Here is a 26,797-nt window from a genome sequence, read left to right as displayed (position 1 = left end):
CGGTGGTCGCCGTCCCGGCGCACGATCCGGGCGTGCGCCCAGATCGGCTGGTCCCCGATCGGTTCGGCGACCCCCTCCCCGCGCCCGGCCACCACCCCGCCGCGGCGAGCCGACCTGACCAGGGCGACAGACGGGATTACAAGTGAATCGACCGGTGGTATGCGAGATACCTGACATCGATCCAGTGGCTGTCGTCAACGCGCAGTTGAGCCTCTCCCCCGGCGCGGAAAACCGTGAGGTCATCCGCGATCAAGATCGCGCCCTTGTCGAAGAGGACGTGGCAGTTCGCGCAGAGGCACAAGATGTTCTCCGGGACGTCCGGTCCGTTGTGCGGGGTCCCCAGCGGCTTGATGTGCGCACCTTCGGCATAGGCGTAGGTGCCGATCTCCAATCGAACTGTACAGATCTGGCAACGGTAGTCGTGGATTTTCTTGACGCCTTCCGCAACTCGGGTCGACCGAACGATCCGCTGCTGCGTGACGGCACGCCGCCCCGGCATTTCAACACCACTTGGCAGTGGTTGCCCCACCACAGGCGCGTGAAGGTCCGCCACCGACGTTCCGCTGCCATGTTTCTCCAAGCGGTAGCGGCAAATCTGGTGCCCGCGAACTCCCTTTCCCAGCCACGCCTCCACTACGTTGTAGAGCCCGTCGTACCGGTACCCCTCCGCCTTGCTCCCGCGGATCACCCGTACTGGTTCGCCAGTGAAGGCGCTGGTGCGCAGGGCGGCGTTCTTCGGGTCGGCAAAGGTCTGGTCCTTAATTTGCTGCCCCCTGCTGTCCTGTCCGCCACGGCCGGTGTAGATGATGACCGTGCCGTGGTCCTCGTCGTCCTCGTAGCCTCCGGAGAGGACGATGGACTCCGCGCCTCGGTCCTTCGGTCCCACAATTCCGTCTTGCAGTGCCCGGTGGACGCCGGCGTCGTACAGCTCCCGCCGACTCGCGAAAACACGACCTTCTTCGACCCCTGGCACCTCGCCGTAGTTCGCTGCTTCGACCAAAGTTCTGGCAACCGTCGGTTGAACGGCTGTCAAGCCGAAAGAGCGCACCAGCTCGGCGATTTGCTCCTCCCGCACGGAGAGCTGTTTCGGGTCGAGCGGTGATCCGGTGACAGCTCGGTGCGCACCCGCGATGATCGAGGCGACGTCGTAGGCATGGCGGCCTTCGACGATCGCCAGCTCATTCGAAGGCTTGACACCGTACTTCCGACAAAAGCCTTGCTTCCCAAGCTCATCGTATTCCGCCATTGCAGCGACGACGGCGTCCCTGTCCAGATCGCGTAGCCCCATGCCCTCACCTTAAGGAATGAAGCCCCCGAACGGGCGAATTTGCCTAGATAACCAACGCCCACACGTCACGGCTCCAATGCGCGGCAGACCGTATTCTTGTGGCGCTGGCAAGGGCTCAGCCTTCATCACGTCATCGCGCGGCGTGGCGTTGTTGGGGTTGACAGGAGGTGGTTGATGTAGGTGTGGAACGCTGCGGCGTTGATTTCTTCGATCACCGTCGCGTTCGGCTCCAGGCCGTGGACTCCCCAGGACATCGCTGCGTAGCCTCGGGTCAGCTCGCCTGCTGTTTCGACGTCGACGTGGTAGCGGGCGCTGCGGGTGATCAGTTCGGGGTGCAGGAGGAGGGCTGCCGTCAGGGAGTCCGGGTGGGTTGTTCCGTCGATTCCCACGCTGCGGTCGAAGTCGAGGGTTGCTGCGCAGACCTTGGTGAAGAAGTCGCCCAGCGGGGTGCCCAGGGCCGCGATCTCGGCGAGCTTCGGCTCGTCGAACACCGCTTGGTCGAGGGTCAGCGGGGCCCAGGGGACCACCACGACCTCGAAACCGGCCGCGAACACCGTCTTGGCCGCCTCCGGGTCCACGTAGAAGTTGAACTCCGCCGCCGCGGTGATGTTGCCGCGGGCGTTGTTGGAGCCGCCCATCACGTACAGGGCCTTGACGTTGCCGGCGAAGTCCGGATCCTTGACCGCCGCCGTCGCGATGTTGGTCAGCGGGCCGATCGCCACGATCGTCAGCTCACCCGGGTTCTTCGCAGCCAGGCGGATCAGCGCGTCCACCGCGTGCTCGGATTCCGGTTCGCAGCCGGTCAGGTCCATCGTCAGGCCGCCCGCGCCGTCCCCGTGCACGTTCTCCGCGCTCTCCCACGGGCGGACGATCGGGCGGCGGCAGCCCAGGTGGATCGGCACCTCACCGAGCCGACCGGCGACGTTGCAGGTCATGTACGCATTGCGGACCTGGTTGTCGAACGCGACGTTGCCCGCCACCATCGTCACGGCACGCAGATCCGCGCGCGGGTCGAGCAGGCCCACGAGCAGGGCGACGCAGTCGTCCTGCGCCGTGTCGGTGTCGATCACCAGCGGAATGGTCTCGGGCATCGCCTCTCCTGCTCGCCAGGCCAGGGTCACTCGGTCGAACCGAACCTACTGCACCGTCGCCCCGGTGGAAGAGCTCCAGGCGAAGGGTTCCAGCTGCTCGTCCAGCGGAGCGTCGGTGAGCCGGTTGGCCAGGGTGGATGTGGTGTAGGCGCCGATGCCCAGGACGACCTCCAGGGCGTTCTGCTTGGTGAAGCCGTGGGCGAGGAACGACTGCAGGTCCTCCGGTTCCACCGCGCCCGCTCGGTCCACGAGCTGCAGCGCGAAGGTGCGGATCGCTTCGAGGCGGGGGTCGTCCAGCGGCTTCTGGTCGCGCAGGGCCGCTACGAGTTCGGGCGGGGCGTTCAGCCCGGTCAGCTTCGCGGTGTGCATCGCGACGCAGACGTGGCACCCGTTGCGGGTGGCGATCGCCATGATGACGACTTCGCGGGCCAGCGGGTCCAGGGTCGTCGCCTCGAACATGGCGCTGAGCTTGAGGAACCCGTCGAGCAGGTGCGGTGATTCGGCGAGGCGCGCGACGGGCGCGGGCAGGTAGCCGAGGCGGTCGGTGGTGGCTCGCATGGCGCGGCGGGACGCTTCTGGGGCGGTCTCGGTGGTGTGGTCGACGAACAACCCGTCCTCCTAGAATCGACAACGTGGTTGACGAAAAGGTAAACGAGGTTGTCGATTATGGCAAGCGCTGACGCTCCCGGATTCGAGCTGCCGCTGCTGCTGTTCGCGGGCTTCCGGTCGCTGATCGACCAGCTGCACGCCGAGCTCGCCGAACAGGGCCACCCCGACGTGCGGCCGGCGTACGGGTTCGCGATGCAGGCCATCGGCCCGGACGGCGCGACCGCCAGCGAGCTGGGCCGACAGCTCGGGATTTCGAAGCAGGCAGCCGGCAAGACCGCCGACCGCCTGGAGAAGCTGGGTTATGCGGAGCGGGCCGACGACCCGGCGGACGCCCGGCGCAAGCTCCTCCGGCTCACCGACCGGGGCGTGGACGCACTGGTGAAGTCCGCGGCGATCTTCGACGACCTGCGCGCGCGGTGGGCGGAAGCGCTGGGCGAGGACCGGTTGCGGGACCTGGAGTCCGGCTTGCGCGAGATGACCCCGAACAGCTCCTTCCGGCTGGACGTCCCAGGGTGGTTCTCCTCGTAGCCTTGTGGACAGTCCCTGTCCTCAAGGCCTCCTAGGGTCGAGTGCAGCACCCTGAGGAGGAGATGGACATGGCGAACTACGTACTGGTTCCGGGCGCTTGCCACGGCGGTTGGTGGTACGAGCCGATCGCGGCGGAGCTGCGCGCCGCTGGCCACAGCGCGTACCCAGTGACGTTGAGCGGGTTGGGCCCCGAGGAGTCCGCCGCTGGCATCAACCTGGACACCCACATCGACGACGTGGTGCGGTTGCTGGAGGCGGAGGACCTGCGCGACGTCGTGCTCTGCGGGCACAGCTACGCCGGGATGGTGATCACCGGCGTCGCCGACCGGGTGCCGGAGCGGATCGCGTGCCTGCTCCACGTCGACGCCTTCGCGCCGGAGGACGGCGAATCGGTCTGGTCGCTGACCGACGACTCCTGGCACGAGTGGTACGCGGGCGGGGCCGGTGCCGACGGGTTCGCCTTCGCGCCGCTGCCGGTGCTGGACGAGCGCGCGGTGCCGCACCCGCTGGCCACGATCACCCAGCGGATCCGGTTGACCGGAGCGCACCGCCGGGTTCCGCGCCGCGAGTACGTCTACTGCGCCGGGTTCGAGAACTCCCCGCTCACCGCCACCTACGAGCGACTGGCGGACGACCCGTCGTGGCACGTCCGCGTGCTGCCGGTCGGCCACAACATCATCCGCGAGGCCTTCGACGACTTCCGGGAGATCCTGCTCGACGCCGCCCCCGCGAACGTCTACTTCGGACCGTAGGCGCGGAGGAAGGCCCGGACCCCGGCCACCACGATGTCGTCCAGCTCCGCGCCGTCCAGCGGTTGCGCGCCCTGGTAGGTGAGGAGCTGGGCCTCGGTGCTCACCAGCGCGATGAAGTGCATGGCCACCCGGTTCGGGTCCTCGACCTCGAGCAGCCCCCGCTCGCCGAGCTCCGCCAACCGGCTCGCCAGCGCCTCGTGTACGCGGCGCGGACCCGCTTCCTGCCAGGCCTCCAGGACGTCGGGCGGGATGTGGCCGACGTCGGCGTTGATCTGGCGCACCAGGGCGAAGTGCGCGCGGAACTCGCTCGCCGTCAGGACGAACGAGCGGCCGAGGTCGACCAGGTCCGACTCCAGGTCGGCGATCTTGCCGAGGTGCTTGTCCAGGTCGGCCAGCTGGGACTCGCGGACCTCCACGCCGCTCTCCAGGACCACTTCGCGGAACAGCTCCGCCTTGTCCGCGAAGTGGTTGTAGATGGTGCGCGTCGACACCTCGGCCACCTTGGCGATCGAGTCGATGCTGGCGCGGGTGTAGCCGTCGCGACCGAAGACCTCCCGCGCCCCTTCGAGGATGGCCCGCCGCTTCTCCACCCCTCGACGTGAGACGTTCTCCCTGCTCACCGCACCCTCCTCGAACTAAAGTACAACGACCATTGCACTAAGTGCACTGCACGTTGTACTTTACCTGGTGTCCCCCTCCACCGCACGCATCGAGGAGCGAAGATGTCCGCACTGCGACTGGCCGTGATCATCGGGAGCACCCGCGAAGGCCGCTTCGGCCCCACCGTGGCGAACTGGTTCGTCGAGCAGGCGCAGCAGTTCGGCGACGTCGACGTCATCGACCTGGCCGAGGTCCCGCTGCCCACCACCCTCGACTTCGGCGACCCGCACGTCACCGAACTGGCCGGACGGCTGGCCGCGGCCGACGCCTACGTCGTCATCACGCCCGAGTACAACCACAGCTTTCCCGCCGCGCTGAAGAACGCCATCGACCTCTACCGCGCCGAATGGCAGGCCAAGCCGGTCGGCTTCGTCTCCTACGGCGGGATGGGCGGCGGGCTGCGCGCCGTCGAGCAGCTGCGGCTGGTCTTCGCCGAGCTGCACGCCGTGACCGTCCGCGACACTGTCAGCTTCCACAACGCCTGGGACCGCTTCGACGCGCACGGCGCACCGCTGGACGAGGGTTGCAACGCCGCCGCGAAGGGGATGCTCAACCAGCTCTCCTGGTGGGCCCGCGCGCTGCGCACCGCGCGGACCGCCGAGCCCTACGCCGCGTAGGGGCGACCGTGAAGAACCAGCTGACCCTGCTGTTCGTGCTGCTCGGCTACCTGCTGCTGCCGATGTCCATGTCCGGCACCACCGTGGCGCTGCCGCAGATCGGGACCGCGCTGGACGCCTCCGGCGGCGCCCTGCAGTGGGTGGTGACCGGGTACTTCCTCACCGCGTCGTCGTTCATGCTGGTCGCCGGGTCGACCGGCGACCTGCTCGGGCGGCGGCGGGTGTACCGGTTCGGCGGGGCGACGTTCGCGGTCGGCAGCCTGGTCGCCGCGCTGACGCCGAACATCCTCCTGCTGGACATCGCCCGCACGGTGACCGGCGTGGGCGCGGCCGGGGTGATGGCCGGTGGCGGCGCCATCCTGGCGACGACGTTCAGCGGCGCCGAGCGGACCAGGGCGTTCGCCGCGATGGGCACCACGGCGGGTGTCGGGCTCGCGATCGGTCCGACGCTGGCCGGGTGGCTGGTCGGTTCGCTGGGTTGGCGGGCGACCTTCGGCGTCTTCGCCTTGGGCGGAATCCTGCTGCTAGCAGGCACTTTCGCGATGACCGAGTCGCGCGCCGCGCAGCGACCGCGCGCCGACTGGCTCGGCGCGGTGACCTTCATCGGCGGGCTCGCGTCTGCGATGTTCGCCATCACCCAGAGCTCCCGCGCGGGTTGGACGAGCGCGGTCGTGCTCTCCCTCCTCGCGGCCGGTGCTGTGCTGCTGACCGCGTTCGCGCTCGTCGAGCGGCGCAGCGCGCACCCGGTGCTGGACCTTTCCCTGCTGCGCAACCGGAAGTTCGTCGGCTGGGTGCTCGCCGGGGTGGTCATGGTGCTGGGCTTCGGCGGGGTGACCTCGTTCCTGCCCACCTACCTGCAAGGCTCGAACGGGCTGTCGGCCCGCGATTCCGGCCTGGTCATGCTGATGTCCACGGCACCGGTGCTGGTGCTGCCGCTGCTGGGCGGGCGGCTGGTGAACCGGGGCACCTCCCCGCGGCTGCTGATCGTCACGGGATTGCTGCTGATCTCGGCGGGCAACGCGTGGCTGACGTCGCTGCACCAGGGCATCGGGGCGTGGCAGCTGCTCGGACCGCTCGCGACCATCGGCACCGGGGTCGGGCTGGCCAGCGGGCTGATCGACGCGCAGGCGATGAACCAGGTGGACCAGTCCCGCGCCGGGATGGCCGCCGGGCTGCTCAACACCGTGCGCGGCGGGTCCCAGACGCTGGTGCTGGCGCTGTTCGGGTCGATGCTGATCAGCCTGCTGACCGGACGGATAGGCGCGGAGCAGGCGGGACGGGTGGCGACCGGATCACTCGCCGGGCCCGGGCACGACGTCCTGGCCGGGCACCTCACCGAGTCCTGGCAGGTCCTGCTCTGGGCGATCGCGGGGCTGACCGCGCTCGGGGCGGTGGCCGTGGCGGTCCTGCTCCGGGCTCCCCGGACGCGATGCCCGCAACCTGCGGTCCCAGCGGCGGCCTGAGGGGTCGTGAGTGCGTAACAGTGTTCGAACACTGTTACGCACTCACGACCCCCCTTGAGCTGTGCTAGTCGCACTGCCGGAGCAACCGGGCTGTGCAGTTGGCCCACTGACGTCGGGTTGATCAGGGCTTACGGTGTCCGCCAACCGCCTGAGCCAACCCGAGGAGCTCGCATGGCTTCATCTGTCGGGGTCGACGACTACGCGCTGACCAGGGTGCCCGACCGCGCCCGCTACTCCTGGTGGTCGGTGGCCGTGCAGCGGTTCGGCCAGATCTCCGCGCTGAGCCAGTTCCTGCTCGGCGCCGCGCTCGGTTTCGGCATGACCTTCTGGGACGCCTTCCTCGCGCTGACCCTCGGCGCCGTGATCCTGGAGGTCGTGGCGATCTTCGTCGGCATCATGGGCGCCCGTGAGGGCCTGTCCACCTCGATGCTGGCGCGCTGGACCGGCTTCGGCCGCGCCGGATCGGCGCTGATCGGGCTCGCCATCGCGATCAGCCTGATCGGCTGGTTCGGCATCCAGTCCGCGGTGTCGGCCAAGGGCCTGGTCGCGCTGATCGGCGGCCTGCCCGAATGGGGTTGGTCGCTGCTGTTCGGGCTGCTGGTCACCGCGATCGTGCTGCGCGGCTTCCGCTCGATGGCCTGGGTCGCCTACGTGTCCGTGCCCGCCTTCCTGGTGCTGGTCGCCTGGTCGATCGGGGTGGAGCTGACGCAGCACGACCTCGGGGCGCTGATGGCCTCCGCGCCGCCCGGGCCGCAGCTGTCGCTGCTGGAGGGCACCACGCTGGTCGCGGGCGGCTTCATCACCGGCGCGGTGATCACGCCGGACATGACCCGCTTCAACCGCACCGTCGGCGACGTGGTCAAGCAGACGCTGGTCGGCATCACCCTCGGCGAGTACGTGATCGGCCTGGCCGGGGTGCTGCTCGCGCACGCCGTGCGCTCCGCCGACATCACCACCATCGTCACCTCGTCGGTCGGCTGGGTCGGCATCCTGGTCATCGTCGCGGGCACCCTGAAAATCAACGACTGGAACCTGTACTCCTCCGGGCTGGGCCTGGTGAACTTCGTCGGCACGGTGTTCGGAAAGAAGCTCAACCGCGGCGTCGCGACCGCGGTGTTCGGCCTGATCGGCAGCGTGCTGGCCGCGGTCGGCATCCTCGACCAGTTCACCGGCTTCCTCACCGTGCTCGGGGTCGCCTTCCCCCCGATCGGCGGGATCATGGTCGCCGAGTACTTCATCGTGCGGCGCTGGCGCGGCGAGCTCGAAGCCTCGCGGGCGCGCGGCGAGATCCCCGCCTCCTCGCCGAACTGGGTGCCCGCGACGCTGGTCATCTGGCTGGTCGCCGCGCTGGTCGGCGGATTCGTGGAGATCGGGTTGCCGAGCATCAACTCGCTGGTCCTCGCGTTCGTGCTCTACGTCGTCGCCGGCCAGCTCGGCCTCGTCCGCGGCGTCGGCGCCCCGGCAGCGGACGCCCTCCAGCCGGAACGCACGAACTAGTTCCGCACAAATCGAAAGGAGTCGCGCCTTGCGCATCGGAATCGACGTCGGGGGCACCAACACCGACGCCGTCCTGCTGGACGGCACGAAGGTGCTCGCCGCCGTCAAGATGAGCACCACCAGCGACGTCACCTCCGGCATCGTCGCCGCCATCGACGGCCTCCAGCAGCAGCACGCCTTCGACCCGGCCGGGGTGCGCGCGGTGATGATCGGCACCACGCACTTCATCAACGCGCTCATCGAGGCCCGGCGCCTCGCCCCGACCGCCGCCGTGCGGCTGAGCCTGCCCGCCGGGGCGTCGCTGCCGCCGATGGTGGACTGGCCGCAGCGGCTGGTCGACGCGGTGTCCGGGCGCAGCTACCTGTGCCACGGCGGGCACGAGTTCGACGGTCGGCACATCGCCGAGCTGGACGAGGCGGAACTGCGCAAGGCCATCGACGACATGGGCCGCAACGGGGTCCGCAGCGTCGCCATCACCTCGGTGTTCTCCCCGGTCAACCACGACTTCGAGCAGCGCGCCGCGGAGCTGATCGCCGCCGAGCTGCCGGACGTGGCCATCTCGCTGTCCCACGAGATCGGCCGGATCGGCCTGCTGGAGCGGGAGAACGCCACCGTCATCAACGCCGCGCTGCGGGAGCTGGCGGCCAACATCGTGGACGGCCTGGCCGCGTCGGTGACCGGCGCGGGCATCACCGCCCCGCTGTACCTGAGCCAGAACGACGGCACCCTGATGGACGTCGACTTCGCCCGCCGCTACCCGGTGGCGACCTTCGCCTCCGGCCCGACCAACTCGATGCGCGGCGCCGCCGTGCTGTCCGGCCTGGACACCTGCGCGGTGATCGACGTCGGCGGCACCACCAGCGACGTCGGCGTGCTCAACCAGGGCTTCCCGCGGGAGGCGACGACCGCGGTCAGCGTCGCCGGGATCCGCACCAACTTCCGGATGCCGGACGTGCTGTCCATCGGCATCGGCGGCGGCAGCCTGGTGCATGGCGAACCGGTGGCCGTCGGCCCGGAGTCGGTGGGCTACCAGCTGACCTCGAAGGCCCTGGTGTTCGGCGGGGACACGCTGACCGCGACGGACATCGCGGTGGCCGCCGGACGCGCCGAGATCGGCGACCCCTCCCTGGTCAAGCACCTCGACGGGGGCCTCGTGCGGGCCGCGCTGGAGCGCATCGCCGCGGACAACGCGGACGCCGTCGAGCGGATGCGGACCTCCGCCGAGCCGCTGCCGGTGGTCGCCGTCGGCGGTGGTTCGGTGCTGCTGCCGGACGAGCTCGGCGACGCGGGCGCGGTGCACCGGCCGGAGAACTACGCGGTGGCCAACGCCATCGGGGCCGCGATCGCGCAGATCGGCGGCGAGGTGGACCGGGTGTACGCGATCGAGCCGGGCCGCCGCGAATCGGTGGTCGACGACGCCAAGCAGGAAGCCGTCGACCGGGCGGTGTCCGCGGGCGCCAGTCCATCCACAGTGGACATCGTGGACTTCGACGAGGTGCCCATCCCGTACCTGCCGGGCAACGCGACCCGGATCCGGGTGAAGGCCGTCGGCGACCTGCAGCTGGAGGCGTGAGCATGCGCGAGATCGCACAGACCGACCTGGCCGACATCGCCCGCGGCGCGGCCATCCTGGGCACCGGTGGGGGCGGCGACCCGCACATCGGCCGCCTGCTGGCCAGCGCCTCGCTGCGCGAGCACGGCCCGGTCGCCCTGACCCCGCTGGACGAGGTCCCGGCGGACGCCGCGGTGTTGCCGGTGGCGATGATGGGCGCGCCGACCGTGATGGTCGAGAAGCTGCCGTCGATCGAGCAGATCGGGCTGGCCGCCCACACCCTCGCCGACTACCTGGGCCGCGAGCTCACGCACATCGCCTGCGCCGAAGCCGGTGGCGTCAACTCGCTGATCCCGGTCGCGGCCGCGGCGCAGCTCGGCCTGCCACTGATCGACGCCGACGGCATGGGGCGGGCGTTCCCGGAGATCCAGATGGTGCTGCCGACGCTGTACGGCGTGCGCGCCACGCCGATGGCCATCGCCGACGAGAAGGGCAACCGCGGGGTCCTCGACACCGTGGACAACCGCTGGGCGGAGCGGCTGGCCCGCAGCGCCACCATCGACATGGGCTGCTCGGCGATGATCAGCAGCTTCGCCATGACCGGTGAGCAGGCCCGCGAGTCCCTGGTGCCGGGCACGCTGACGCTGTGCGCGGAGCTGGGGAGCCTGGTGGCCACCGCGCAGGCGGAGCACCGCGACCCGGTGGACGCCGTGGTCGAGCGGCTGGGCGGGCGCCGGCTGTTCACCGGCAAGGTCGTCGACGTCTCGCGGCGCACCCTGTCCGGCTTCGCCCGCGGCGACGCGCGGCTGGTCGGCATGGACGACCACAGCGGGTCCGAGCTGGTGCTGCGGTTCCAGAACGAGCACCTGGTCGCCGAGCGCGACGGCACCGTGCTGGCCTCGGTGCCGGACCTGATCTGCGTCCTGGACCGGGAGAGCGGCGAAGCGGTCACCACCGAGGCGATGCGCTTCGGCCAGCGGGTGGCGGTCATCGCCGCGCCCGCCGACCCGCGCTGGCACAGCCCGGAGGGCCTGGAACTGGCCGGACCGCGCTACTTCGGCTACGACATCGACCCGGTGGGAGTCCGGCAGTGAGCTGGCAGCTGACCGAGGAGCACCTGACCGACCTGGCCCGCGGCGCGGCCCTGCTGGGCACCGGAGGTGGCGGAGACCCGTACGTGGGACGGTTGCTGGTGCAGCAGGCGATCCGCGAGCACGGGCCGGTCACCGTGCTCGACCCGTCCGAAGTGGACGACGACGCGCTGGTGATCCCGACCGCGCAGATGGGCGCGCCCACGGTGGTGCACGAGAAGGTCCCGAGCGGCGAGGAGGCGGTGACCGCGCTGCGCGCGCTGGAGTCCTACCTGGGGGTGCGCGCGAGCGCGACGATGCCGATCGAGTGCGGCGGGATCAACTCGATGATCCCGCTGGTGGTGGCCGCCCGCGCCGGGCTGCCGGTGGTCGACGCCGACGGCATGGGGCGGGCGTTCCCGGAGCTGCAGATGGAGACCTTCGGGGTGTACGGCGTGACCGGGTCGCCGATGGCGGTGGCCGGGGAGCGCGGCGAGACCACGGTGATCGACGCGGGCAGCGACAACGCGCGGATGGAGTGGCTGGCCCGCGGGGTCACCATCCGGCTGGGCGGGGTCGCGCACATCGCCGAGTACTCGATGAGCGGGGCGGACGTGAAGCGCACCGCCATCCCGCGCACGCTCACGCTGGCGCACACCATCGGCGCGGCCATCCGCGAGGCGCGCGAGCGCAACGCCGACCCGGTCGCGCGCCTCGGCGAGGTCCTGGCGGACACCTCGTACGGGCACCTGCGGGTGCTGTTCCGCGGCAAGGTCTCCGACGTCGAGCGGCGCACCGAGGCGGGGTTCGCGCGCGGACGCGCGGCGGCGGTCTCCTTCGACGGCCAGCACCGGCTCGACCTGGAGTTCCAGAACGAGAACCTGGTGGCGCTGGTCGACGGCGAGGTGCGGTGCGTGGTCCCGGACCTGGTGTGCGTGCTGGACGCCGAGCAGGCGGAACCGATCACCACCGAAACCCTCCGCTACGGCCAGCGGATCACGGTCATCGGCATCTCCACCCCGGCCCTGATGCGCACCCCGGAGGCCCTGGCCGTCTTCGGCCCCAAGGCCTTCGGCCTCCCGCACGATTACCACCCCGTCGAGGACCTCAACACCCCCTGACCCCCTGGGGTGTCATGCGATCCCAGTGGAAATCGGGTGTCCGACTTCCACTGGGATCGCGGGCCCCGACACCCCGGACTGCCCCTCCGGCGTGTCGGGGTCCCGACATGCCGGGGAACCGCAGTTTCAATTGAAACTGCGGAACAGCGCAAAACAGACACCGGGGTCCGTTCAAGTCAAGACCAACGTCCACCTCAGCCAAAGAGGACACCAACCCGAGGCGATGCCCGATCGCACTGGGGAGGATGCCTAGCCAGACCGGGAGACATCGAGACATCGAGGCCCCCAACCCGCAGGCGCCAACCCCAGGCACCGGACACCCGGCATCCGGCTCCGGCATCCGGCATCCGGCATCCGGCATCCGGCGCCCGGCGGAACCCTCCCGCGTGTCGGGGTCCCGACACACCGGGGAATACAGTTTCAATTGAAACTGTGAAACCACACGAAACGGACACAGGACCCGTTCGAGCCGAGATGAGCGGCCGACTAGGCCGGGGGCGGCGCCCGGCAAGGTCCAGGACTGCGCCTGGTTGAGCTACGAACAGTGCGCGGCCAGGCCGAAGAGGCGTCCGACCGAGCCAGGGACACGCCCGGCCAAACCTGGGACATCGAGGCTCCGCAGTCCTCCAGAACCCGGCGAAAACCCTCCGGCGTGTCGGGGTCCCGACACGCCGGGGATTGCAGTTTCAATTGAAACTGCGGAACCGTGCGGAACGGACACGGGCTCGTTCGTGGCGAGGCCAGCGCACGGCTTGGCCGGGGGCCGCGCCAGGTCGGGGTGGTGCCCGGCTGGGTTGGGTTTGTGCTGATGGGGCAGGCTGTGGGCGTGGAGGTCGGCCTTGCGGACGTTCCCGCGCTGGAGCGGGGCGTCGCGCTGCTCGGGTCCGGTGGTGGCGGCGACACCGTCACCGCCGCCGCGCTGCTGCGCGGCCGGCTCGCCGCTGGCGACCGGAACGCGCTCACGCCGCTCGGGGAGTTGGCCCGCGATGCTCAGGTCGTGCCGATCGGGGTGATCGGGGCGACCGCCGTGTTCGCCGAGAAGTTGCCCAGCGGAGCGGAGTTCCGGGACGCCATCGCCGCGGTCGAGCGGTGGACCGGGCGCCGAACCGATGCTCTCGTCTCGATCGAGGTCGGCGGGCTCAACGGGATCGTTCCGCTGGTCGTGGGCGGCCAGCTCGGCCTCCCGGTGGCGGACGCCGACCTGTCGGGGCGCGGCGTGCCCCGGCTCGACCAGCTCTCCGTCGCCGCCGCGGGCAAGGGGCTGACGCCTCTCGTGCTGGCCGAGCCCGGTGGTCAGGTGCTGGTCCTCGCCGAGGCGACCGCGGCCGAGGTCGAGCGCACCGCGCGCGCCTTCCTAGCCGGTGCCGGTGGTTGGGCGGTCCTCGTGCTCGCCCCGATCCCCGCCGCCGAGCTGGCGGACTGCGCGATCCCGGACACCGTGAGCTCCGCGCTCTCCCTGGGCCGCCAAGCACTTTCGGCGGACGCCGAGGCTCTCGCAGCGACCACCGGCGGGCGGGTGCTCGGCTCGGGCCGCGTGGTCGAGGTGTCGCGGCGGCCGGGTCCCGGCAAGCACGGCCGGACCGGGTTCGCCCGCGGCAGCGCGACGGTCCGGGACCATCGGTCCCGGACGCTGATCCGTCTGGAGATGGAGAACGAGTACCTGTTCGCGATGCGCGACGGCGAGCCGGTCGCGTCCACACCGGACGTGCTCGCGCTGCTCGACCACCGCACCGGCGTGCCGATCCCGTGCGACGTCGTCCGCCGGGGCGTCGAGGTCGCCGTCCTGCAACTGCCCGCCGCCCCGTTCTGGACCGACCCGCGCCACCTGCCGGTGCTCGCGCCGCGCGCGTTCGGCATCGACTGCGACCCGGTCCTGGAGGTGCGGCGATGAGCATCAGCGTGCGTCGGCTGCTCGCGGTGCCGGAGTGGCGCGAGTCGGTGCGGGTGCTGGCGGGCGATGTCGACCGCGTCGTGCGCTTGGCTCGCCCGATGGCCCACCGCGCCGTCGAACCCGGCGAGCTCGTGGTGCTGGTGCAGCCGGTCCCGGCCACCGACTGGCGCATCGACGCGTTGCTCCGCCGCGTCGCCGACGCCGCTGGCGCCGGGGTCCTGCTGCCGGAGGGCGGCTTGCTGGACTCCACCCGACTGCTCGCCGAACGCCTCGACGTCCCGCTGCTGGCCGCCACCGCTGCCCCGCTGGACCTGCTGATCTCGGCCCGCCTGCTGCTGGCCGCCCCGGCGCTCGACCGCGCCGACCTGGTGCTGGCCACCCACGACGCGCTCGGCCCGCGCATCCGGCCGCCGGAGGAGGTCGTCGCCACCTTGCGCGACCTGCTGCGCGCACCGGTCGCCCTGCTCGACGACAGCGGCACGCCGATCGCCGGGGAACTCCCGCACGCCACCGAAGTCCGCGCGCACGAACCGGTCCCGCAGCGCGCCGACCTCGACGACGGCGTGCTCCTCGCGCACCCGGTGCTGATGGACGCACCCCGCCCCGCACTGTGGCTGGCCACCGAGCTGCCTGACGCGGCGCGCGCCGACGTCGTGCCGCAGGCGCTGTCGGTCGCCGCCGCGGCGGTGCAGCGTTGGCTGCTCGCCAACCGGCTCGAGCTGGAGCGCGACGCGCGCTCCCGGGCCGCGCTGCTGGGTGATCTCCTGCGACTGGACGACGAACCGACCGCCGACCTGCGCCGCCGCGCGGCCGACGCGGGCTGGAGCCTCGGTGGCTGGCACGTCGGCATCCGGATCGGCGCTCAGTCCACGGTGGACACCGTGGCCCGCAGCCAGGAGGTCGAGCGGGTGCTGCGCGCCGAGGGCGTCGACGCGGTGGTGGTCGAGCACGGCGACGGCTGGACCAGCTGGGTGACTTCCGAGCAGGAGCCGACCGCCGACCGGGTGCGGTCGCTGGCCGCGCAGCTGCGCGCCGCCACCCACGAACTGCAGCGGACCCTGGACGTGCACGTGGGGGTCGGCCGCCCGCACCCGCAGGCCGACGGGCTGGCGACCACCATCGCCGAGGCCACCGACGCCGCTCGGATGGCCCGGACCCGCCCGGAGTCGGGTCGCTTCCTGCACGTCGACCAGCTCGGCATGGCCCAGCTGCTGCTGGAGTGGACCCGCACGGACACCTTCGAACCCGCCGCCCGCACCCTCATCGCCCCGCTGCGCGGGCAGCCCGGCGACCTGGTCCGCACCCTCGCCGCGTACCTGGACGCCGAGTCGTCGATCGCGGAGACCGCGGCGGTGCTCGGCGTGCACCGCAACACCGTCGCGGCCCGCATCGAGCGGATCGAACGCCTCCTCGCCGTCGACCTGGGCCACCGCGACGAACGCCTGGCGCTTCACCTGGCCTGCCGCGCCGTCACCCTCGCCGAGGACTAGCTCGGCACTGTTCGTGATCGGTCGGGCACTCGTGGGGGTTGCTGCGGTCGGTGGAAAACTACCCGCGGAAAGCCGTTCAACCGGACAAGGATGCCTATGACGACCGCAAGCAGTGTCCGCGCCGACGCGGTGCTGACCGTGCTCCGACCGGACGTGCGCGAGCTGACCGCGAACGTCGACGCCGCCGTGCTCCGCCCGGCCGACCAGTCCGCCCTGGACCGGGCCGACCGCACCCGGATCGCGCTCCGCGTCGCGCTGGTGAACGACCAGCCGGAGCACGCCGACGAGCTGGCCGCGGAGCTCGATGCGCTGGTCGGCGAGGGTGCCGCCGACGTCGTCCGGGACATCGACCGGTGGGGCGAGCTGTCCGAGGCGCAGCAGGCGCTGCTCGCGCACTGCGAGCAGGTCGCGCTCGACCCGGCTGACGTGACCGTCGCCGAGATCGGCGAGCTGCGGGCGCACGGCTTCAGCACGGCGCAGGTCGTGGCGGCTGCCCAGGTGGTGGCGGCCAGCAGCTTCCGGCTCCGGTTGGTGCGCGGGCTGCAGCTGGTCGTGGAGTCCGACGCCGGGCCGGGTGCGGAACCGGCCAACACCATCGCGGTCGGGTCCACCGCGGAGGGCTGCGAGCTGCCGGCGCCGGAGGAGGCGTTCCCGAAGATGCGCTGGGTGCCGTGGGTGGAGGCGGACTCCTTCGACGAGGCGCTGCAGCACGACCCGGAAGCCCTGGAGGCGTGCAGCGCGCTCTACAACGCGGTCATGACCGATCCGGGTGAACTGGCCACCGCCGAGCGGGAACTGGCCGCGCTCGCCGCGTCCCTGCGCACCGGCTGCGAGCTCTCCTCCGGCGTGCACGGCCGCCGCCAGGTCGAGCTGTCCGGCGACCGGGTGACCGCGGTGGCCCTGGCGGAGGCTGGTCCGGCAGCGGTGCCCGACCAGCGCCAGCGCGCCATCGTCGACGCGGCGGGTGCGCTCGCCCCCACCCCGACCGCCCTGACCGCGGCGCACGTGGGCCGCCTCCGCGCCGCTGGCGTGACCGCCGAGGGCATCCGCGACCTGATCGCCGCTGCGGCCATGACGGCCTGGACCAACCGCCTGGCGATGACCCTCGGCAACGCGACCACCCGCGACACGGACTGGTGACCGGCTCGATGCGACCTCCACTGGAACCGCGCACGTCGGGCCTCCGCTGATCTCGCGGCTCACCACCCGTCGGCGGACAGTGGAGGGGTGGACTCCTCGGCGTGTCGGGTTCCGCGCGCCGGGGTAGCCGGAGCGTGCGGAACTGGAGGAGGCTCACATGGTTCAAGTCGCAACCGAGCCGGTGATCGTCAAGACCCCCGGGGGTGACCTCGAAGGGGATTTGGTCGTGCCACCGCCTGCCCGGGCGGTGGTCCTGTTCGCGCACGGTTCCGGGAGCTCCCGGCACAGCCCCCGAAACCGCGCCGTCGCGGAATCGCTGCAGAGCGCCGGATTCGGCACCATGCTGCTCGACCTGCTCACCCCCGAGGAGGCCAAGCGCGACCAGCACACCCACGAACTGCGCTTCGACATCGACCTGCTCGCCGACCGCCTGGTGCCCGCCATCGACGAGCTCGACGCCTGGTCCGCCACCCGCGGCATGCCGGTCGGGTTGTTCGGCGCCAGCACCGGCGCCGCCGCCGCGCTGAAGGCCGCGGGGCGCCGACCGGACCGCGTCGCCGCAGTGGTGTCGCGCGGCGGCCGCCCCGACCTGGCCGGTGACGGGCTGGATTCGGTGCGGGCCCCCACGCTGCTGGTCGTTGGCAGCAACGACCGCGAGGTGCTCAACCTGAACCGCCAGGCGGTCGAACTGCTCACCGCGCTACCGCTGACCGACGTCAAGATCGAGATCGTGCCGCACGCCGGTCACTTGTTCGAGGAGCCTGGTGCGCTGGAGCGGGTCTCGGAGCTGGCCGCCGACTGGTTCCGCACCTACCTCGGCGCCGGCGTCGAGCGCCCGACCGGCCCGGACGGCGGTCACTGGAAGCCACCGGCACCACGTCGGCGACCGCCACCGATGTAGTCCTGGACAGCTGGGTAGCCCGGCACACCGGACGCCACCGGCGAACCGTCGCGCACGGCGCGCGCGGTGGTCAGCGCACCGTGCAGGGCGGCGCGATAGAGCAGCGATCCCGTGCTCACCCGCCGAACGCCGAGCGCGGTGAGTTCGCCGATGCGCTGACCCGGCTGGAAGAGGACGTTGACCGGCACCTGAACCGCATCCACCACTGCGCGGATGTCCTCGGGGGCGGTCATGCCCGGCACGAAGACGCCGTCCGCGCCAGCCGCCGCGTAGCGAACCACGCGGTCGATCGTGTCCTCCAGCGACGGCGCCTCGCCGAGCCAGTAGGTGTCGGTGCGCGCGTTGAGGAACAGGTCCGGGGCCCGCCGCTTCACCTCGGTGATGACCTCCTGCTGGCGGACGGGGTCAGCAAGACCATCTTCCAGGTTGATCCCGGCCGCCCCCAGCTCGGCGAGCTCGGCGGCGAGCCCGGCCGGATCACCGAATCCCGCTTCGACATCGACGCTGATCGGCCGGGGCAACTTGACCAGGCGGGCAGCGAGCTCGACCGTCTGCGCCCTGGTCCGGCCTTCCCCGTCCGGCTCCCCGTGCGCGGCGGCCACGCCGAGGCTGGTCGTGCCGATCACCGCGAAACCCTCCGCGACGAGCGCTGCGGCGGAGGTGAAGTCCCAGGCGTTCGGCAGCAGCAGCAGAGCTTCCGCCCGGTGGAGTGCGTGGAATTCTCCTGACATGCCGCCACGGTAGGGACTGGACGCTTCGGTCCCCGCCGAAGTGTCGTCGGCGGAGAATGGCCGCATGACCATCGAACGCGACGTGGCCCGGCTCGCCGCGCTGCTCGCCGACCCGACCCGGGCCGCGTTCTGCCTGGCGCTGCTGGACGGGCGGGCCTGGACGGCGACCGAACTCGCCGGGCACGCGGGAGTCGCGGTCTCGACGGCCAGCGAACACCTGAACCGGCTGGTCGAGGGCGGGTTACTCACCGAACACCGGCAAGGGCGGCACCGCTACGTGCAGCTGGCGAACGAGCAGGCGGCCGACCTCCTCGAAGCGTTCATCAGCCACCTTGGTCCGGCCCAGCGCCCGGCGACCGGGCTGCGCGCGATCAGCGCCTCCGCGGCACTGGCCAACGGCCGAACCTGCTACGACCACCTGGCGGGCCGCCTCGGCGTGGCGATCACCGACGGCATGACCACGGCCGGGCTGCTCGACCAATCCGACGGGTTCGCCATCACCGACACCGGCCTCACCTGGCTGACCGACGGGCTGGGCATCGCCGAAGCAGACCTCCGCAGCACCAAGCGCCCCCTGGCCCGCGCCTGCCTGGACTGGACCGAGCGCCGCTCCCACCTGGCCGGCACCGCAGGCGCCCACCTCCTCCGCAGCTTCCTGACCAAGGGCTGGATCAAGCGAATCGGCAAGGGCCGCGCGGTCCGCCTAACCCCACTCGGAACCACCGCCCTCCGGGACCACCTAGCCATCAACCCCAACGACCTCGACCTCACCTGAACCACAGTTTCAATTGAAACTGTAAACACCGGTGTGTCGGGCGCACGACACGCCGGAGGATATGGACGAGCCATCCACACGACCCGGGGCCCTCCCGCAAGTTCGAGGGAAGTCGGACGTTCAGCTTCCATCGGAACCGCGCCGCCGCGCCGCCCGCCGGGGCTAGCGGGGCATGCGGCGCCAGATGGGTTGGGGGACCAGGCGCATCGCCGCGAACACCCAGCGCAGGATCCGCGGCACCCACACCACGCGGCGGCCACGTCGCAGGGCCGCGACGGTCGCGTCCGCGACCTGGTCGGGCGTGCTGGACCACGGGGCCGGGCTCATGCCCTGGGTCATCCGCCCGATGACGAAACCCGGTCGCACGATCAGCAGGTCCACACCGCTGCCGACCAACGCGTCCGACAGGCCGTTGGCGAACCCGTCGAGCCCGGCCTTGGCCGATCCGTACACGTAGTTCGCGCGGCGCACCCGGACCCCGGCCACGGAGGAGAACACCACGATCCGGCCACTCCCCTGCTCGCGCAGCAGGTTCGCCAGGTGCGTCAGGACGCTGATGTGCGCGACGTAGTCGGTGTGCACGATCTGGACCGCGTGCGCCGCGTCGCGCTCCGCGCGCTCCTGGTCGCCGAGCAGCCCGAAGGCGGTCACCGCCACATCGATCGGGCCGTGCGCGTCGACGATGCCGCGCAGCAGCTCGGCGTGGCTGCTCACGTCGTCCGCGTCGAACTCCACCCGCGCCACGTCGGTCGCGCCGACCTGGCGGAGCACGGCTTCCTCGGCGTCGAGGTCCGCGGACCGCCGGGCCGCCAGCACCACCTTGCCGTGCCCCTGCTTGACGAGGCGCTCCGCCACCGCCACACCGATCTCGCTGCGGCCCCCGAGGACCAGTACCGCTCCGCTCATCGCGGCAAGTCTGCCACCGCCGCACGTCGGTGCGCGCACGTACTGTCGCTGCGGCCGGAAGGAGACCGATGACCGCCCTCACCCAACGCCAGCTCAACCGCGCGACGCTGCACCGCCAGCTCCTGCTGCGGCGATCGGGGATGTCCGCGATGGAGGCGGTGGAGCACCTGGTCGGGATGCAGGCGCAGGCGCCGTTCCCCCCGTACTTCGGGCTGTGGACCCGCCTCGCCACCTTCCGCCCGGACGACCTGGCCGACCGGCTGCTGGACCGCAGCGCCGTCCGCACCGTGCTGATGCGCGGCACGGTGCACCTGGTCTCCGCCGAGGACTGCCTGCTGCTGCGGCCGTTGGTGCAGCCGCTTCTGGACCGCCACCTGTCCGGCCACACCCAGCACCGCGCCCACCTCGTCGACCTCGACCGGGACGAGCTCACCGCCTTCGCCCGGAAGCTGTTGGACGAGCAGCCCCGCACCGCCGCCCAGCTGCGCCCGCTGCTCGCCGAGCGGTGGCCCGACCGGTCCCCGGCCGCGCTGGCGTTCGCGGTCCGGAACTCGCTGCCGCTGGTGCAGATCCCGCCGCGCGCGATCTGGGGCCGCAGCGGCCAGCCGGTCCACGCCACGGCCGAGACCTGGCTCGGCCGCCCGCTCGCCGAGGCGCCGTCGCTGCACGGGGTGCTGCGCCGCTACCTCGCGGCGTTCGGCCCGGCCACCGTCGCGGACATGCAGGCGTGGTCGGGGTTGACCGGGCTCAAGGAGGTCGTGCGCGACCTGGACCTCCGCAGCTCCCGTGACGAGGCCGGGCGCGAACTGCTCGACCTGCCGGACGCCCCGCTGCCGGACCCGGACCTGCCGTGCCCACCGCGCTTCCTCCCGCCCTTCGACAACATCCTGCTCTCCCACCAGGACCGCACCCGGGTGATGTCCGAGGCGGACCGGAAGCGGCTGTTCAGCGTGAAGAACGCGGTGCTGCCCGGCACGGTCCTGGTGGACGGCTTCCTGCACGGCACTTGGCAAATCACTCGAAAGCGGGATATCGCGACGCTGGAGATCACCTCCTACCGGGCGCTGTCCGGCGCCGACGCGGAGGCGCTCGAGCTGGAAGGCCGCCGGTTGCTGGCGTTCGCCGAACCCGGGGCCGCCGAGCGCGCAGTGCAGATCACCGAAGCCGAGCAGTAACGGGTGTTTACCGGATCAGGTCCGGGACATACCCTGAGCTAGATCGTTACCCCCGGACCGAGCGGACCCCACGCCATGCCAGATGTTGACCGGCCGCAGATCGACACCACCAAGCCCAGCATCGCGCGGGTCTACGACGCTTTCGTCGGCGGCAAGGACAACTTCGAGGTGGACCGCCAGGTCCTGCGGCAGATCCAGCAGATCGCCCCGGAGGCCATCGAGGTCGGGCGGATCTGCCGGGCCTGGCTGATCCGGGTGGTCCGGTTCCTGGCGGGCAGCGCCGAGGTCGACCAGTTCCTCGACCTGGGCTCGGGCCTGCCCACCGCGGAGAACACCCACCAGGCGGCCCAGCGGCTCAACGCCGAGGCCAAGGTCGTCTACGTCGACAACGACCCGTCGGTGGCAGCGCACGGTCGCGCGCTGCTGGAGGAGAACGAGTACACCCACTTCGTGATGGGCGACCTCCGCGACCCGGCGGCGATCCTGAACGACCCGCTGGTCACCAAGCACCTGGACCTGAGCCGCCCGGTCGCGCTGATCCAGTGCAACACGCTGCACCACGTGACCGACGAGGAAGGTCCGCAGCGGCTCATGCAGGCCTACGTCGACGCGCTGGCCCCGGGCTCGTACGTCGCGATCTCGCACCTGTACAACCCCTCCGACGGCAGCGAGCACGAGAAGCTCGCGGTGGAGTCGCAGGCCCGCTTCAACGAGATGATGGGCAGCTGCTACTACCGCCGCCGGGAGGAGATCACCGCGCTCTTCGAGGGCCTGGAGATGGTCGATCCGGGGCTGACCTACCTCTTCGACTGGTGGCCCGACGGCCCGCGCCTGCGCGAGCCCAGCGCCGAGTCGCACAACCTCCTCGGCGGGGTCGCCCGCAAGCCCTGACGTGCGGAACGGCCTGTGCCCACTGGCACAGGCCGTTCTCGTCGCAGCGCGCGGATCAACCCGTCTGGCGCGAAGTCCAGTGCCGCATCGCGTGTTCCACCAGCGCGATCAGGGTGCGCTTGGTGGATTCCCGGTCCCGGGCGTCGCAGGGGCCGATCGGCACGTCCGGACCGATCGCCATCGCCTCGCGGACCTGCTCGATGGAGTGCAGCATCTTCCCGTCGAAGAGGTTCACCCCGACCAGGTAGGGCAGGCCGCGGTCCTCGAAGAAGTCGATCGCCGAGAACGAGTCGGCCAGCCGCCGGGTGTCCACCAGCACGACCGCGCCGATCGCGCCCTTGACCAGGTCGTCCCACATGAACCAGAACCGCTGCTGGCCCGGGGTGCCGAACAGGTACAGGATCAGGTCCGAGGCCAGCGTGATGCGGCCGAAGTCCATCGCCACGGTGGTGGTCGCCTTGTTCGGCGTCGCGTCCAGGTCGTCGACGCCGCGACTCGCCTCGGTCATCACCGCCTCGGTGGTCAGCGGCACGATCTCCGACACCGAACCGACGAAGGTCGTCTTGCCCACGCCGAAACCACCGGCCACCACGATTTTCGCCGAGGTCGACGTGGTGCCGGCGCTGTTCGCGGGCTGCGGCGGGGTGCCGATCCGGGGCGCGCTATAGCCGACGGAGTCCACTCAAAACCCTTTCCATCAACACCATGTGTGGTGCGCTACCGCTTTCGCTCACCGTCTGGTGCACGGTGATCAACCCCAGTTCGGCCATGTCGGCCAGCAGCACGCGAGCCACCCCGATCGGCACTGACAACAGCGCCCCGACTTCCGCGACCGACCGGGGTTGCTGGCACAGCTCGGCGATCGACTGGTGCTCCAGCCGCACCGCGGTGCCCGGCTGGTAGCCCTCACCGACCGAAACGAGGGTCTCCAGTTCCAAACTGTGGGTGGACCTGGTGCGCCCACCGGTCCAGGTGTAGGAGCGGATGCTCGACGCGGCAGGCGCGACGGGCTCTTCCTCCGGTTCGTCCACGTAGGACTCCTCGGGGGCCTCGTACCGCTCCTCCTGCGGCTCCTCGTGCCGCTCGTCTGCGTCGCGGCCCTTGCGCTTGCGCTTGCCGCTGCCGAACATGAACCCGTTGACGACGTCGGCGAAGCCGTCGTCCGCACTGCTCTCGCGTCTTCGCCCCCGCGACGGGTACTCCGATCTCCTGCTCATCGCGTCCTCACACCAGTGCGCCGGTCGAGCCCTGCAGCTGCGAGCGGATCTCCGGGGTCAGCATCTGGCCGACGCGCTCCACGAGCATGGTCATCTCGTAGGCGATCAGCCCCATGTCGCACTGCGGGGCGGCGAGCACGGTCAGGCAGGAACCGTCGCTGATGCCCATCTGCAGCAGCGTGCCGCGCTCCATCTCCACGATGGTCTGCACGACGCGACCGGCCTCGAAGCACTTGGCCGACCCCTGCGTGAGGCTCAGCAGCCCCGACGCGACCGCCGCCAGCTGGTCGGCCCGGTCCCGGGGGAGGGTGGCCGAAGCGGTCAGCACCAGTCCATCGGCGGAAACCACTATCGCGTGCGCCACGCCGGCCACGCGCTCGGTGAAGTCGGTGATCAGCCAGCCGAACCTGCGGGAAATCATCTGAGCAGTCATGCAACCTCCTGTTCGTCGCCGAGGTGATCACGCCTTCGCGCTGCGGACACCATGTCAATCCTCGTCGGTTGCTCGGTGCCGACCGCGGCTGGCACCGCTCTGGAAGTCGGCCAGCCGACCGCGGAGCCGGTCCGCGTCGCGCTGGAACGTCCCGGTGCTGGTCGGCTCGGAATTCGCCACGCTACCCGGGACCAGGTGGGCCTTCGGGGTGCGGCGCGGCAGTCCTGCCTGCGTGAACGAGCTGGGCTGCGGGTTGGCCGCGGCCTCGGCCGCTTCGCGCGCCTTGTCGGCGGCGAAGTTCCACGCGTCGTCGACCCCCTGCGAGGTCCACGACTCCGGTTCCGGCTGGACGGGTTCGACCGGGTTGAGCCGGGAGTCCGTGGATCCCCCGAACTGGACCCCGTTCTGGGCCAGCCGACGGCTGATGTCCTCCGCGCTCCGGGAGGGCGTGGCCTCCGGTTCGGCCGCTCCGCGCGGGGTGCGGCGCGGCAGCCCGGCCTCGGTGACCGGCGGGGGCTCCGGGGGCGCGGCAGGCGGTTCCGGTTCCCGGGGGAAGCCGTCCGCCTCGTCCTCCGAGCCGGGCCAGCTGAACTCGCCGGTGTCGGACTGCGCCTTCAGGAACGCGTTCTCACTCGCTGGTTGGAACCACTGGGTGGAGACTTCCTCGAAGATGGGCGACTCCTCCTCCGGCCGGTCGGCGGGCGGTTCGGCGCCTGGCCAGTCGAAATCGCCGGGAATCGCCCGCGGTTGCTGCGGGATGTCCAGCGGCGCGTCGAACAGGTGCGCCGTCGGGGACTCCTCCGGTTCCGGGGTGTGCGATTCGAACAGGCTCGACGACCCCGGCTCCTGCCAGGGCGAATTCTGCGCCGGGGTCCGACGCGGCAGCTCACCGGACGTCGGCAGCTCGGTGTGCGCGTGGCCGTTGCGGCGGCTGGGCTGCGGTGCGGCGGGCAGCACCGGCCCGGATTCGACCGACACCACGTGCTCGGCCGGGATCATGACGGTCGCGCGGACGCCCTCCACGTCCGGACCGCCGTGCAGTTCGACGCCGACGCCGTGCCGCACCGCCAGCCGACCGGCCACGAAAAGGCCCATCCGCCGGGAGGTGGCGAGGTCGTCCTCGTCGACCGCGGCCAACCGCTCGTTGGCCTGCGCCAGCTCCGCATCGCCCATGCCGATGCCCTGGTCGAGGACGTCGAGCACCACCGTGCCGTCCCCGGCCTGGTAGCTGGAGACCGTCACCGTGGTGTCGGGGGCGGAGAAGTTGGCGGCGTTGTCGAGCAGCTCGGCGACCAGGCGCACCAGGTCGCTGGCGGTGTGACCGCGCAGCTTCACCGCGGGCGGCGGCTGCACCACCACGCGCGGGTACTGCTCGATCTCGGAGACCGCGGCCCGCAGCACGTCGGCCAGGTCGGTGGGCTGGCCGAACCGCCGCGCCAGGTCCTGGCCGGAGAGCACCATCAGGTTCTCGTTGTTGCGGCGCATCCGGGTGGCCAGGTGGTCCAGCTGGAACAACCGGGCGAGCTGGTCGGGGTCCTCCTCGTCCTGCTCCAGCTCCTCGAACAGCCGCAGCTGCCGCTCCAGCAGGCTCTGGCTGCGCCGGGACACGCTGACGAACATGTCGTTGTAGCCGCGCCGCAGGTCGGCCTGCTCGACCGCGAGCCGCAGCGCCTGCTCGTTGACCTCGTCGAAGGCGCGGGCCACCTGCCCGACCTCGTCGGTGGTGTCCACCGGGACCGGGCTGACCGCGGCGTCGGCGCGCTTGCCCCGCCGGATCGCCTCGACCGCCGCGGGCAGCTCGTAGTCGGCGGCGTCGAGCGCGCTGGTGCGCAGCTCGCGCAGCGAGCTGAGCAGCTGGCGGGCGATCACGATGATGATCGCGGCAGCGACGATCAGCGCTGACAGCAGCAGCACCGAGTCCCAGCCCGCGGTGTCGCTGGCCTCGTCCTCCAGCTGGGCCGCGATCGACCGCACCTCGTCGGCGAGCTCGTCGCGGCCGCCGTTGATCGTCTGGACCGAGGCGTCGCTGCCGCTGTTCCACTCGTCGCGGGAGACCGAGTAGCCGCCGGTGTAGATGTTGTCGGTGCTCTCCTCCAGCAGCAGGGCGAGCATCCGGTTCCGCTCGACGATCGGCTGGGTGACCAGCGTGTCGTCCAGCCGGTTCACCCAGCGCGCGCCGACCGTGGAGCGGGCGTCGGCGATCTTGCCGAGCAGGCGCGCGTGCGAGCCCTGCAGGTTGTCCAGCGCCTTCGCGGAGAGGCTGCCCTCGCTCAGGCCGGTCAGCACCCAGACCTGCTGCAGCCGGACCTCTTCGATCAGGGCCAGCATGTCCTGCATCGCGAACGCCGTGCTGGACAGGCTCCGGTCGGCGACGCTGCCGGTCAGCGCGCGGTTCAGCGACATCACCGAGCCGATCACGTCGCTGTAGGCGCCGATGGCCTGGTCCGCGTCCAGCTGCTCGTCCTGCACCTGCTGGCGCAGCCCGGCGAGCCCGTCGAGCTTGGGCAGGAGCTCGCGGTAGCGGTCCGCGACGATCGGCCCGAAGTCGTCGGAGGAGGTGACGAGCCCGTCGAGCGCGTCGGCCGAGCGCTGCACGACGGCGCTCTCCTGCTCGACGGCGGCGACGTCGCCGTCCCCGACCAGGAACTCGACGGCGCTGTTGCGCTCCCGCTGCAACCCGTCGACCAGCGGTTCGATCCGGTCCACCGCGTCGAGCACGTCCGCGACGCGGCCGAACTCCGCGGCCCGGTCGACCTGCCAGCGGATCTGCCCGATGCCGAGCGTGATCGCGAAGATGACCGGCACCAGGACGACGGCGCCGAGCTTGAGCGGCAGCGACCAGTTGCGCCACTGGACGACGGCGCTGCGGAGCCGCCCGAACTTCCCCTCGCTCACGAGCGCCCTCCTGGCGTCGAGCTCAGGACTCCGCGCTGGTCAGTCACGGTTCGGAGCCTCTCGGGCGAACATTGGGTGGGCGAACGGCGCATGCGTGCGGTCCC

25 protein-coding genes are annotated in these 26,797 nt (G+C 71.3%); 15 read left to right on the top strand and 10 right to left on the bottom strand.

Translation table 11 applies throughout. The features are described from left to right. Window positions 1–136: 136 nt before the first annotated feature. From ABT324_RS21670 to ABT324_RS21660, 3 genes are all read right to left on the bottom strand, one after another. Window positions 137–1,288, bottom strand: coding sequence for a YDG/SRA domain-containing protein (locus ABT324_RS21670; RefSeq protein ID WP_351180387.1), 1,152 nt, complete (start codon window positions 1,286–1,288; stop codon window positions 137–139). A gap of 125 nt (window positions 1,289–1,413) precedes the next feature. Continuing rightward, window positions 1,414–2,379: a nucleoside hydrolase gene (locus tag ABT324_RS21665; RefSeq protein WP_351180384.1), complete on the bottom strand. Its 966-nt coding sequence runs from the start codon at window positions 2,377–2,379 to the stop codon at window positions 1,414–1,416. Window positions 2,380–2,424: 45 nt separating this feature from the next. Further along, a complete protein-coding gene (locus tag ABT324_RS21660) occupies window positions 2,425–2,988 on the bottom strand; it encodes a carboxymuconolactone decarboxylase family protein (protein WP_351180381.1) in 564 nt (187 codons plus the stop codon). Between the two features lie 57 nt (window positions 2,989–3,045). Here ABT324_RS21660 and ABT324_RS21655 point away from each other — a divergent pair, with 57 nt between their 5' ends. Both ABT324_RS21655 and ABT324_RS21650 read left to right on the top strand, forming a co-directional pair. Beyond that, complete coding sequence (locus tag ABT324_RS21655) at window positions 3,046–3,516, top strand: MarR family winged helix-turn-helix transcriptional regulator (RefSeq protein ID WP_351180378.1); 471 nt, start codon at window positions 3,046–3,048, stop codon at window positions 3,514–3,516. A 68-nt stretch (window positions 3,517–3,584) separates the two neighbouring features. Then, window positions 3,585–4,268, top strand: a complete 684-nt coding sequence (locus ABT324_RS21650; protein ID WP_351180375.1) for an alpha/beta fold hydrolase — start codon at window positions 3,585–3,587, stop codon at window positions 4,266–4,268. Here the strand turns inward: ABT324_RS21650 and ABT324_RS21645 are convergent. Continuing rightward, complete coding sequence (locus ABT324_RS21645; protein ID WP_351180372.1) at window positions 4,253–4,888, bottom strand: TetR/AcrR family transcriptional regulator; 636 nt, start codon at window positions 4,886–4,888, stop codon at window positions 4,253–4,255. The genes ABT324_RS21650 and ABT324_RS21645 overlap by 16 nt on opposite strands. 102 nt (window positions 4,889–4,990) lie before the next feature. Here ABT324_RS21645 and ABT324_RS21640 point away from each other — a divergent pair, with 102 nt between their 5' ends. The 10 genes from ABT324_RS21640 to ABT324_RS21595 all read left to right on the top strand — a co-directional run bounded on the left by ABT324_RS21640 (window position 4,991) and on the right by ABT324_RS21595 (window position 17,670). Then, a complete protein-coding gene (locus ABT324_RS21640) occupies window positions 4,991–5,545 on the top strand; it encodes an NADPH-dependent FMN reductase (RefSeq protein ID WP_351180369.1) in 555 nt (184 codons plus the stop codon). A gap of 8 nt (window positions 5,546–5,553) precedes the next feature. Then, window positions 5,554–7,008, top strand: coding sequence for an MFS transporter (locus tag ABT324_RS21635; RefSeq protein WP_351180366.1), 1,455 nt, complete (start codon window positions 5,554–5,556; stop codon window positions 7,006–7,008). A 171-nt stretch (window positions 7,009–7,179) separates the two neighbouring features. Further along, a complete protein-coding gene (locus tag ABT324_RS21630) occupies window positions 7,180–8,505 on the top strand; it encodes a purine-cytosine permease family protein (RefSeq protein ID WP_351180363.1) in 1,326 nt (441 codons plus the stop codon). A gap of 28 nt (window positions 8,506–8,533) precedes the next feature. Further along, window positions 8,534–10,078 (top strand): hydantoinase/oxoprolinase N-terminal domain-containing protein, encoded by a 1,545-nt coding sequence (locus ABT324_RS21625; RefSeq protein ID WP_351180360.1) that lies wholly within the window; start codon window positions 8,534–8,536, stop codon window positions 10,076–10,078. Between the two features lie 2 nt (window positions 10,079–10,080). Continuing rightward, window positions 10,081–11,151, top strand: coding sequence for an S-methyl thiohydantoin desulfurase family protein (locus tag ABT324_RS21620; RefSeq protein WP_351180357.1), 1,071 nt, complete (start codon window positions 10,081–10,083; stop codon window positions 11,149–11,151). Next, entirely contained in the window at window positions 11,148–12,248 is a 1,101-nt protein-coding gene (locus tag ABT324_RS21615; RefSeq protein WP_351180354.1) for an S-methyl thiohydantoin desulfurase family protein, read from the top strand. Before ABT324_RS21620 ends, ABT324_RS21615 begins: the two co-directional genes overlap by 4 nt. 808 nt (window positions 12,249–13,056) lie before the next feature. Continuing rightward, the gene (locus ABT324_RS21610; protein ID WP_351180351.1) at window positions 13,057–14,139 is read left to right on the top strand and encodes a DUF917 domain-containing protein; all 1,083 of its coding nucleotides are present in this window, start codon (window positions 13,057–13,059) and stop codon (window positions 14,137–14,139) included. Then, entirely contained in the window at window positions 14,136–15,629 is a 1,494-nt protein-coding gene (locus ABT324_RS21605) for a helix-turn-helix domain-containing protein (protein WP_351180348.1), read from the top strand. Before ABT324_RS21610 ends, ABT324_RS21605 begins: the two co-directional genes overlap by 4 nt. A gap of 96 nt (window positions 15,630–15,725) precedes the next feature. Then, a complete protein-coding gene (locus tag ABT324_RS21600; protein WP_351180345.1) occupies window positions 15,726–16,769 on the top strand; it encodes a peroxidase-related enzyme in 1,044 nt (347 codons plus the stop codon). Window positions 16,770–16,926: 157 nt separating this feature from the next. Continuing rightward, complete coding sequence (locus ABT324_RS21595) at window positions 16,927–17,670, top strand: dienelactone hydrolase family protein (protein ID WP_351180342.1); 744 nt, start codon at window positions 16,927–16,929, stop codon at window positions 17,668–17,670. On the opposite strand, the gene ABT324_RS21590 is transcribed toward ABT324_RS21595, so the two are convergent. After that, complete coding sequence (locus ABT324_RS21590) at window positions 17,625–18,401, bottom strand: isocitrate lyase/PEP mutase family protein (RefSeq protein ID WP_351180339.1); 777 nt, start codon at window positions 18,399–18,401, stop codon at window positions 17,625–17,627. The two genes, ABT324_RS21595 and ABT324_RS21590, sit on opposite strands and share 46 nt — an antisense overlap. Window positions 18,402–18,465: 64 nt before the next feature. Between ABT324_RS21590 and ABT324_RS21585 the strand changes: the two genes are divergently transcribed. Beyond that, the gene (locus ABT324_RS21585) at window positions 18,466–19,176 is read left to right on the top strand and encodes an ArsR/SmtB family transcription factor (RefSeq protein WP_351180336.1); all 711 of its coding nucleotides are present in this window, start codon (window positions 18,466–18,468) and stop codon (window positions 19,174–19,176) included. Window positions 19,177–19,338: 162 nt separating this feature from the next. Here ABT324_RS21585 and dprE2 read toward each other — a convergent pair whose 3' ends face one another. Then, window positions 19,339–20,082, bottom strand: a complete 744-nt coding sequence (gene dprE2, locus ABT324_RS21580; RefSeq protein WP_351180333.1) for a decaprenylphospho-beta-D-erythro-pentofuranosid-2-ulose 2-reductase — start codon at window positions 20,080–20,082, stop codon at window positions 19,339–19,341. 68 nt (window positions 20,083–20,150) lie between these two features. On the opposite strand from dprE2, the gene ABT324_RS21575 reads away from it, so the two are divergent. After that, on the top strand, window positions 20,151–21,257 hold the full coding sequence (locus ABT324_RS21575) for a winged helix DNA-binding domain-containing protein (protein ID WP_351180330.1): 1,107 nt from the start codon (window positions 20,151–20,153) through the stop codon (window positions 21,255–21,257). A 75-nt stretch (window positions 21,258–21,332) separates the two neighbouring features. After that, complete coding sequence (locus ABT324_RS21570; protein WP_351180326.1) at window positions 21,333–22,148, top strand: SAM-dependent methyltransferase; 816 nt, start codon at window positions 21,333–21,335, stop codon at window positions 22,146–22,148. A gap of 55 nt (window positions 22,149–22,203) precedes the next feature. Here ABT324_RS21570 and ABT324_RS21565 read toward each other — a convergent pair whose 3' ends face one another. From ABT324_RS21565 to ABT324_RS21550, 4 genes are read right to left on the bottom strand one after another with little or no spacing between them, the layout of a single operon-like run. Beyond that, a complete protein-coding gene (locus ABT324_RS21565; protein ID WP_502949780.1) occupies window positions 22,204–22,830 on the bottom strand; it encodes a GTP-binding protein in 627 nt (208 codons plus the stop codon). Further along, window positions 22,811–23,365 (bottom strand): DUF742 domain-containing protein, encoded by a 555-nt coding sequence (locus ABT324_RS21560; RefSeq protein WP_351180323.1) that lies wholly within the window; start codon window positions 23,363–23,365, stop codon window positions 22,811–22,813. Before ABT324_RS21560 ends, ABT324_RS21565 begins: the two co-directional genes overlap by 20 nt. Before the next feature lie 7 nt (window positions 23,366–23,372). After that, a complete protein-coding gene (locus ABT324_RS21555) occupies window positions 23,373–23,798 on the bottom strand; it encodes a roadblock/LC7 domain-containing protein (RefSeq protein WP_093155918.1) in 426 nt (141 codons plus the stop codon). A gap of 54 nt (window positions 23,799–23,852) precedes the next feature. Continuing rightward, window positions 23,853–26,693, bottom strand: coding sequence for a nitrate- and nitrite sensing domain-containing protein (locus ABT324_RS21550; protein WP_351180320.1), 2,841 nt, complete (start codon window positions 26,691–26,693; stop codon window positions 23,853–23,855). Window positions 26,694–26,797: the final 104 nt, after the last annotated feature.

The sequence above is a fragment of the Saccharopolyspora sp. NPDC000359 genome (assembly GCF_040300525.1).
Lineage (GTDB): Bacteria > Actinomycetota > Actinomycetes > Mycobacteriales > Pseudonocardiaceae > Saccharopolyspora.
Note: the sequence above shows the minus strand (reverse complement) of the source record. Positions and strands in the feature narration are given on the sequence as shown.

Bases quoted from the DNA above. Each gene is read 5' to 3' on its own strand.
- ABT324_RS21670 (WP_351180387.1), bottom strand. From the start codon at position 1,288: ATGGGGCTACGCGATCTGGACAGGGACGCCGTCGTCGCTGCAATGGCG.
- ABT324_RS21665 (WP_351180384.1), bottom strand. From the start codon at position 2,379: ATGCCCGAGACCATTCCGCTGGTGATCGACACCGACACGGCGCAGGAC.
- ABT324_RS21655 (WP_351180378.1), top strand. From the start codon at position 3,046: ATGGCAAGCGCTGACGCTCCCGGATTCGAGCTGCCGCTGCTGCTGTTC.
- ABT324_RS21650 (WP_351180375.1), top strand. From the start codon at position 3,585: ATGGCGAACTACGTACTGGTTCCGGGCGCTTGCCACGGCGGTTGGTGG.
- ABT324_RS21640 (WP_351180369.1), top strand. From the start codon at position 4,991: ATGTCCGCACTGCGACTGGCCGTGATCATCGGGAGCACCCGCGAAGGC.
- ABT324_RS21630 (WP_351180363.1), top strand. From the start codon at position 7,180: ATGGCTTCATCTGTCGGGGTCGACGACTACGCGCTGACCAGGGTGCCC.
- ABT324_RS21620 (WP_351180357.1), top strand. From the start codon at position 10,081: ATGCGCGAGATCGCACAGACCGACCTGGCCGACATCGCCCGCGGCGCG.
- ABT324_RS21610 (WP_351180351.1), top strand. From the start codon at position 13,057: ATGGGGCAGGCTGTGGGCGTGGAGGTCGGCCTTGCGGACGTTCCCGCG.
- ABT324_RS21605 (WP_351180348.1), top strand. From the start codon at position 14,136: ATGAGCATCAGCGTGCGTCGGCTGCTCGCGGTGCCGGAGTGGCGCGAG.
- ABT324_RS21600 (WP_351180345.1), top strand. From the start codon at position 15,726: ATGACGACCGCAAGCAGTGTCCGCGCCGACGCGGTGCTGACCGTGCTC.
- ABT324_RS21595 (WP_351180342.1), top strand. From the start codon at position 16,927: ATGGTTCAAGTCGCAACCGAGCCGGTGATCGTCAAGACCCCCGGGGGT.
- ABT324_RS21590 (WP_351180339.1), bottom strand. From the start codon at position 18,401: ATGTCAGGAGAATTCCACGCACTCCACCGGGCGGAAGCTCTGCTGCTG.
- ABT324_RS21585 (WP_351180336.1), top strand. From the start codon at position 18,466: ATGACCATCGAACGCGACGTGGCCCGGCTCGCCGCGCTGCTCGCCGAC.
- dprE2 (WP_351180333.1), bottom strand. From the start codon at position 20,082: ATGAGCGGAGCGGTACTGGTCCTCGGGGGCCGCAGCGAGATCGGTGTG.
- ABT324_RS21575 (WP_351180330.1), top strand. From the start codon at position 20,151: ATGACCGCCCTCACCCAACGCCAGCTCAACCGCGCGACGCTGCACCGC.
- ABT324_RS21570 (WP_351180326.1), top strand. From the start codon at position 21,333: ATGCCAGATGTTGACCGGCCGCAGATCGACACCACCAAGCCCAGCATC.
- ABT324_RS21560 (WP_351180323.1), bottom strand. From the start codon at position 23,365: ATGAGCAGGAGATCGGAGTACCCGTCGCGGGGGCGAAGACGCGAGAGC.
- ABT324_RS21555 (WP_093155918.1), bottom strand. From the start codon at position 23,798: ATGACTGCTCAGATGATTTCCCGCAGGTTCGGCTGGCTGATCACCGAC.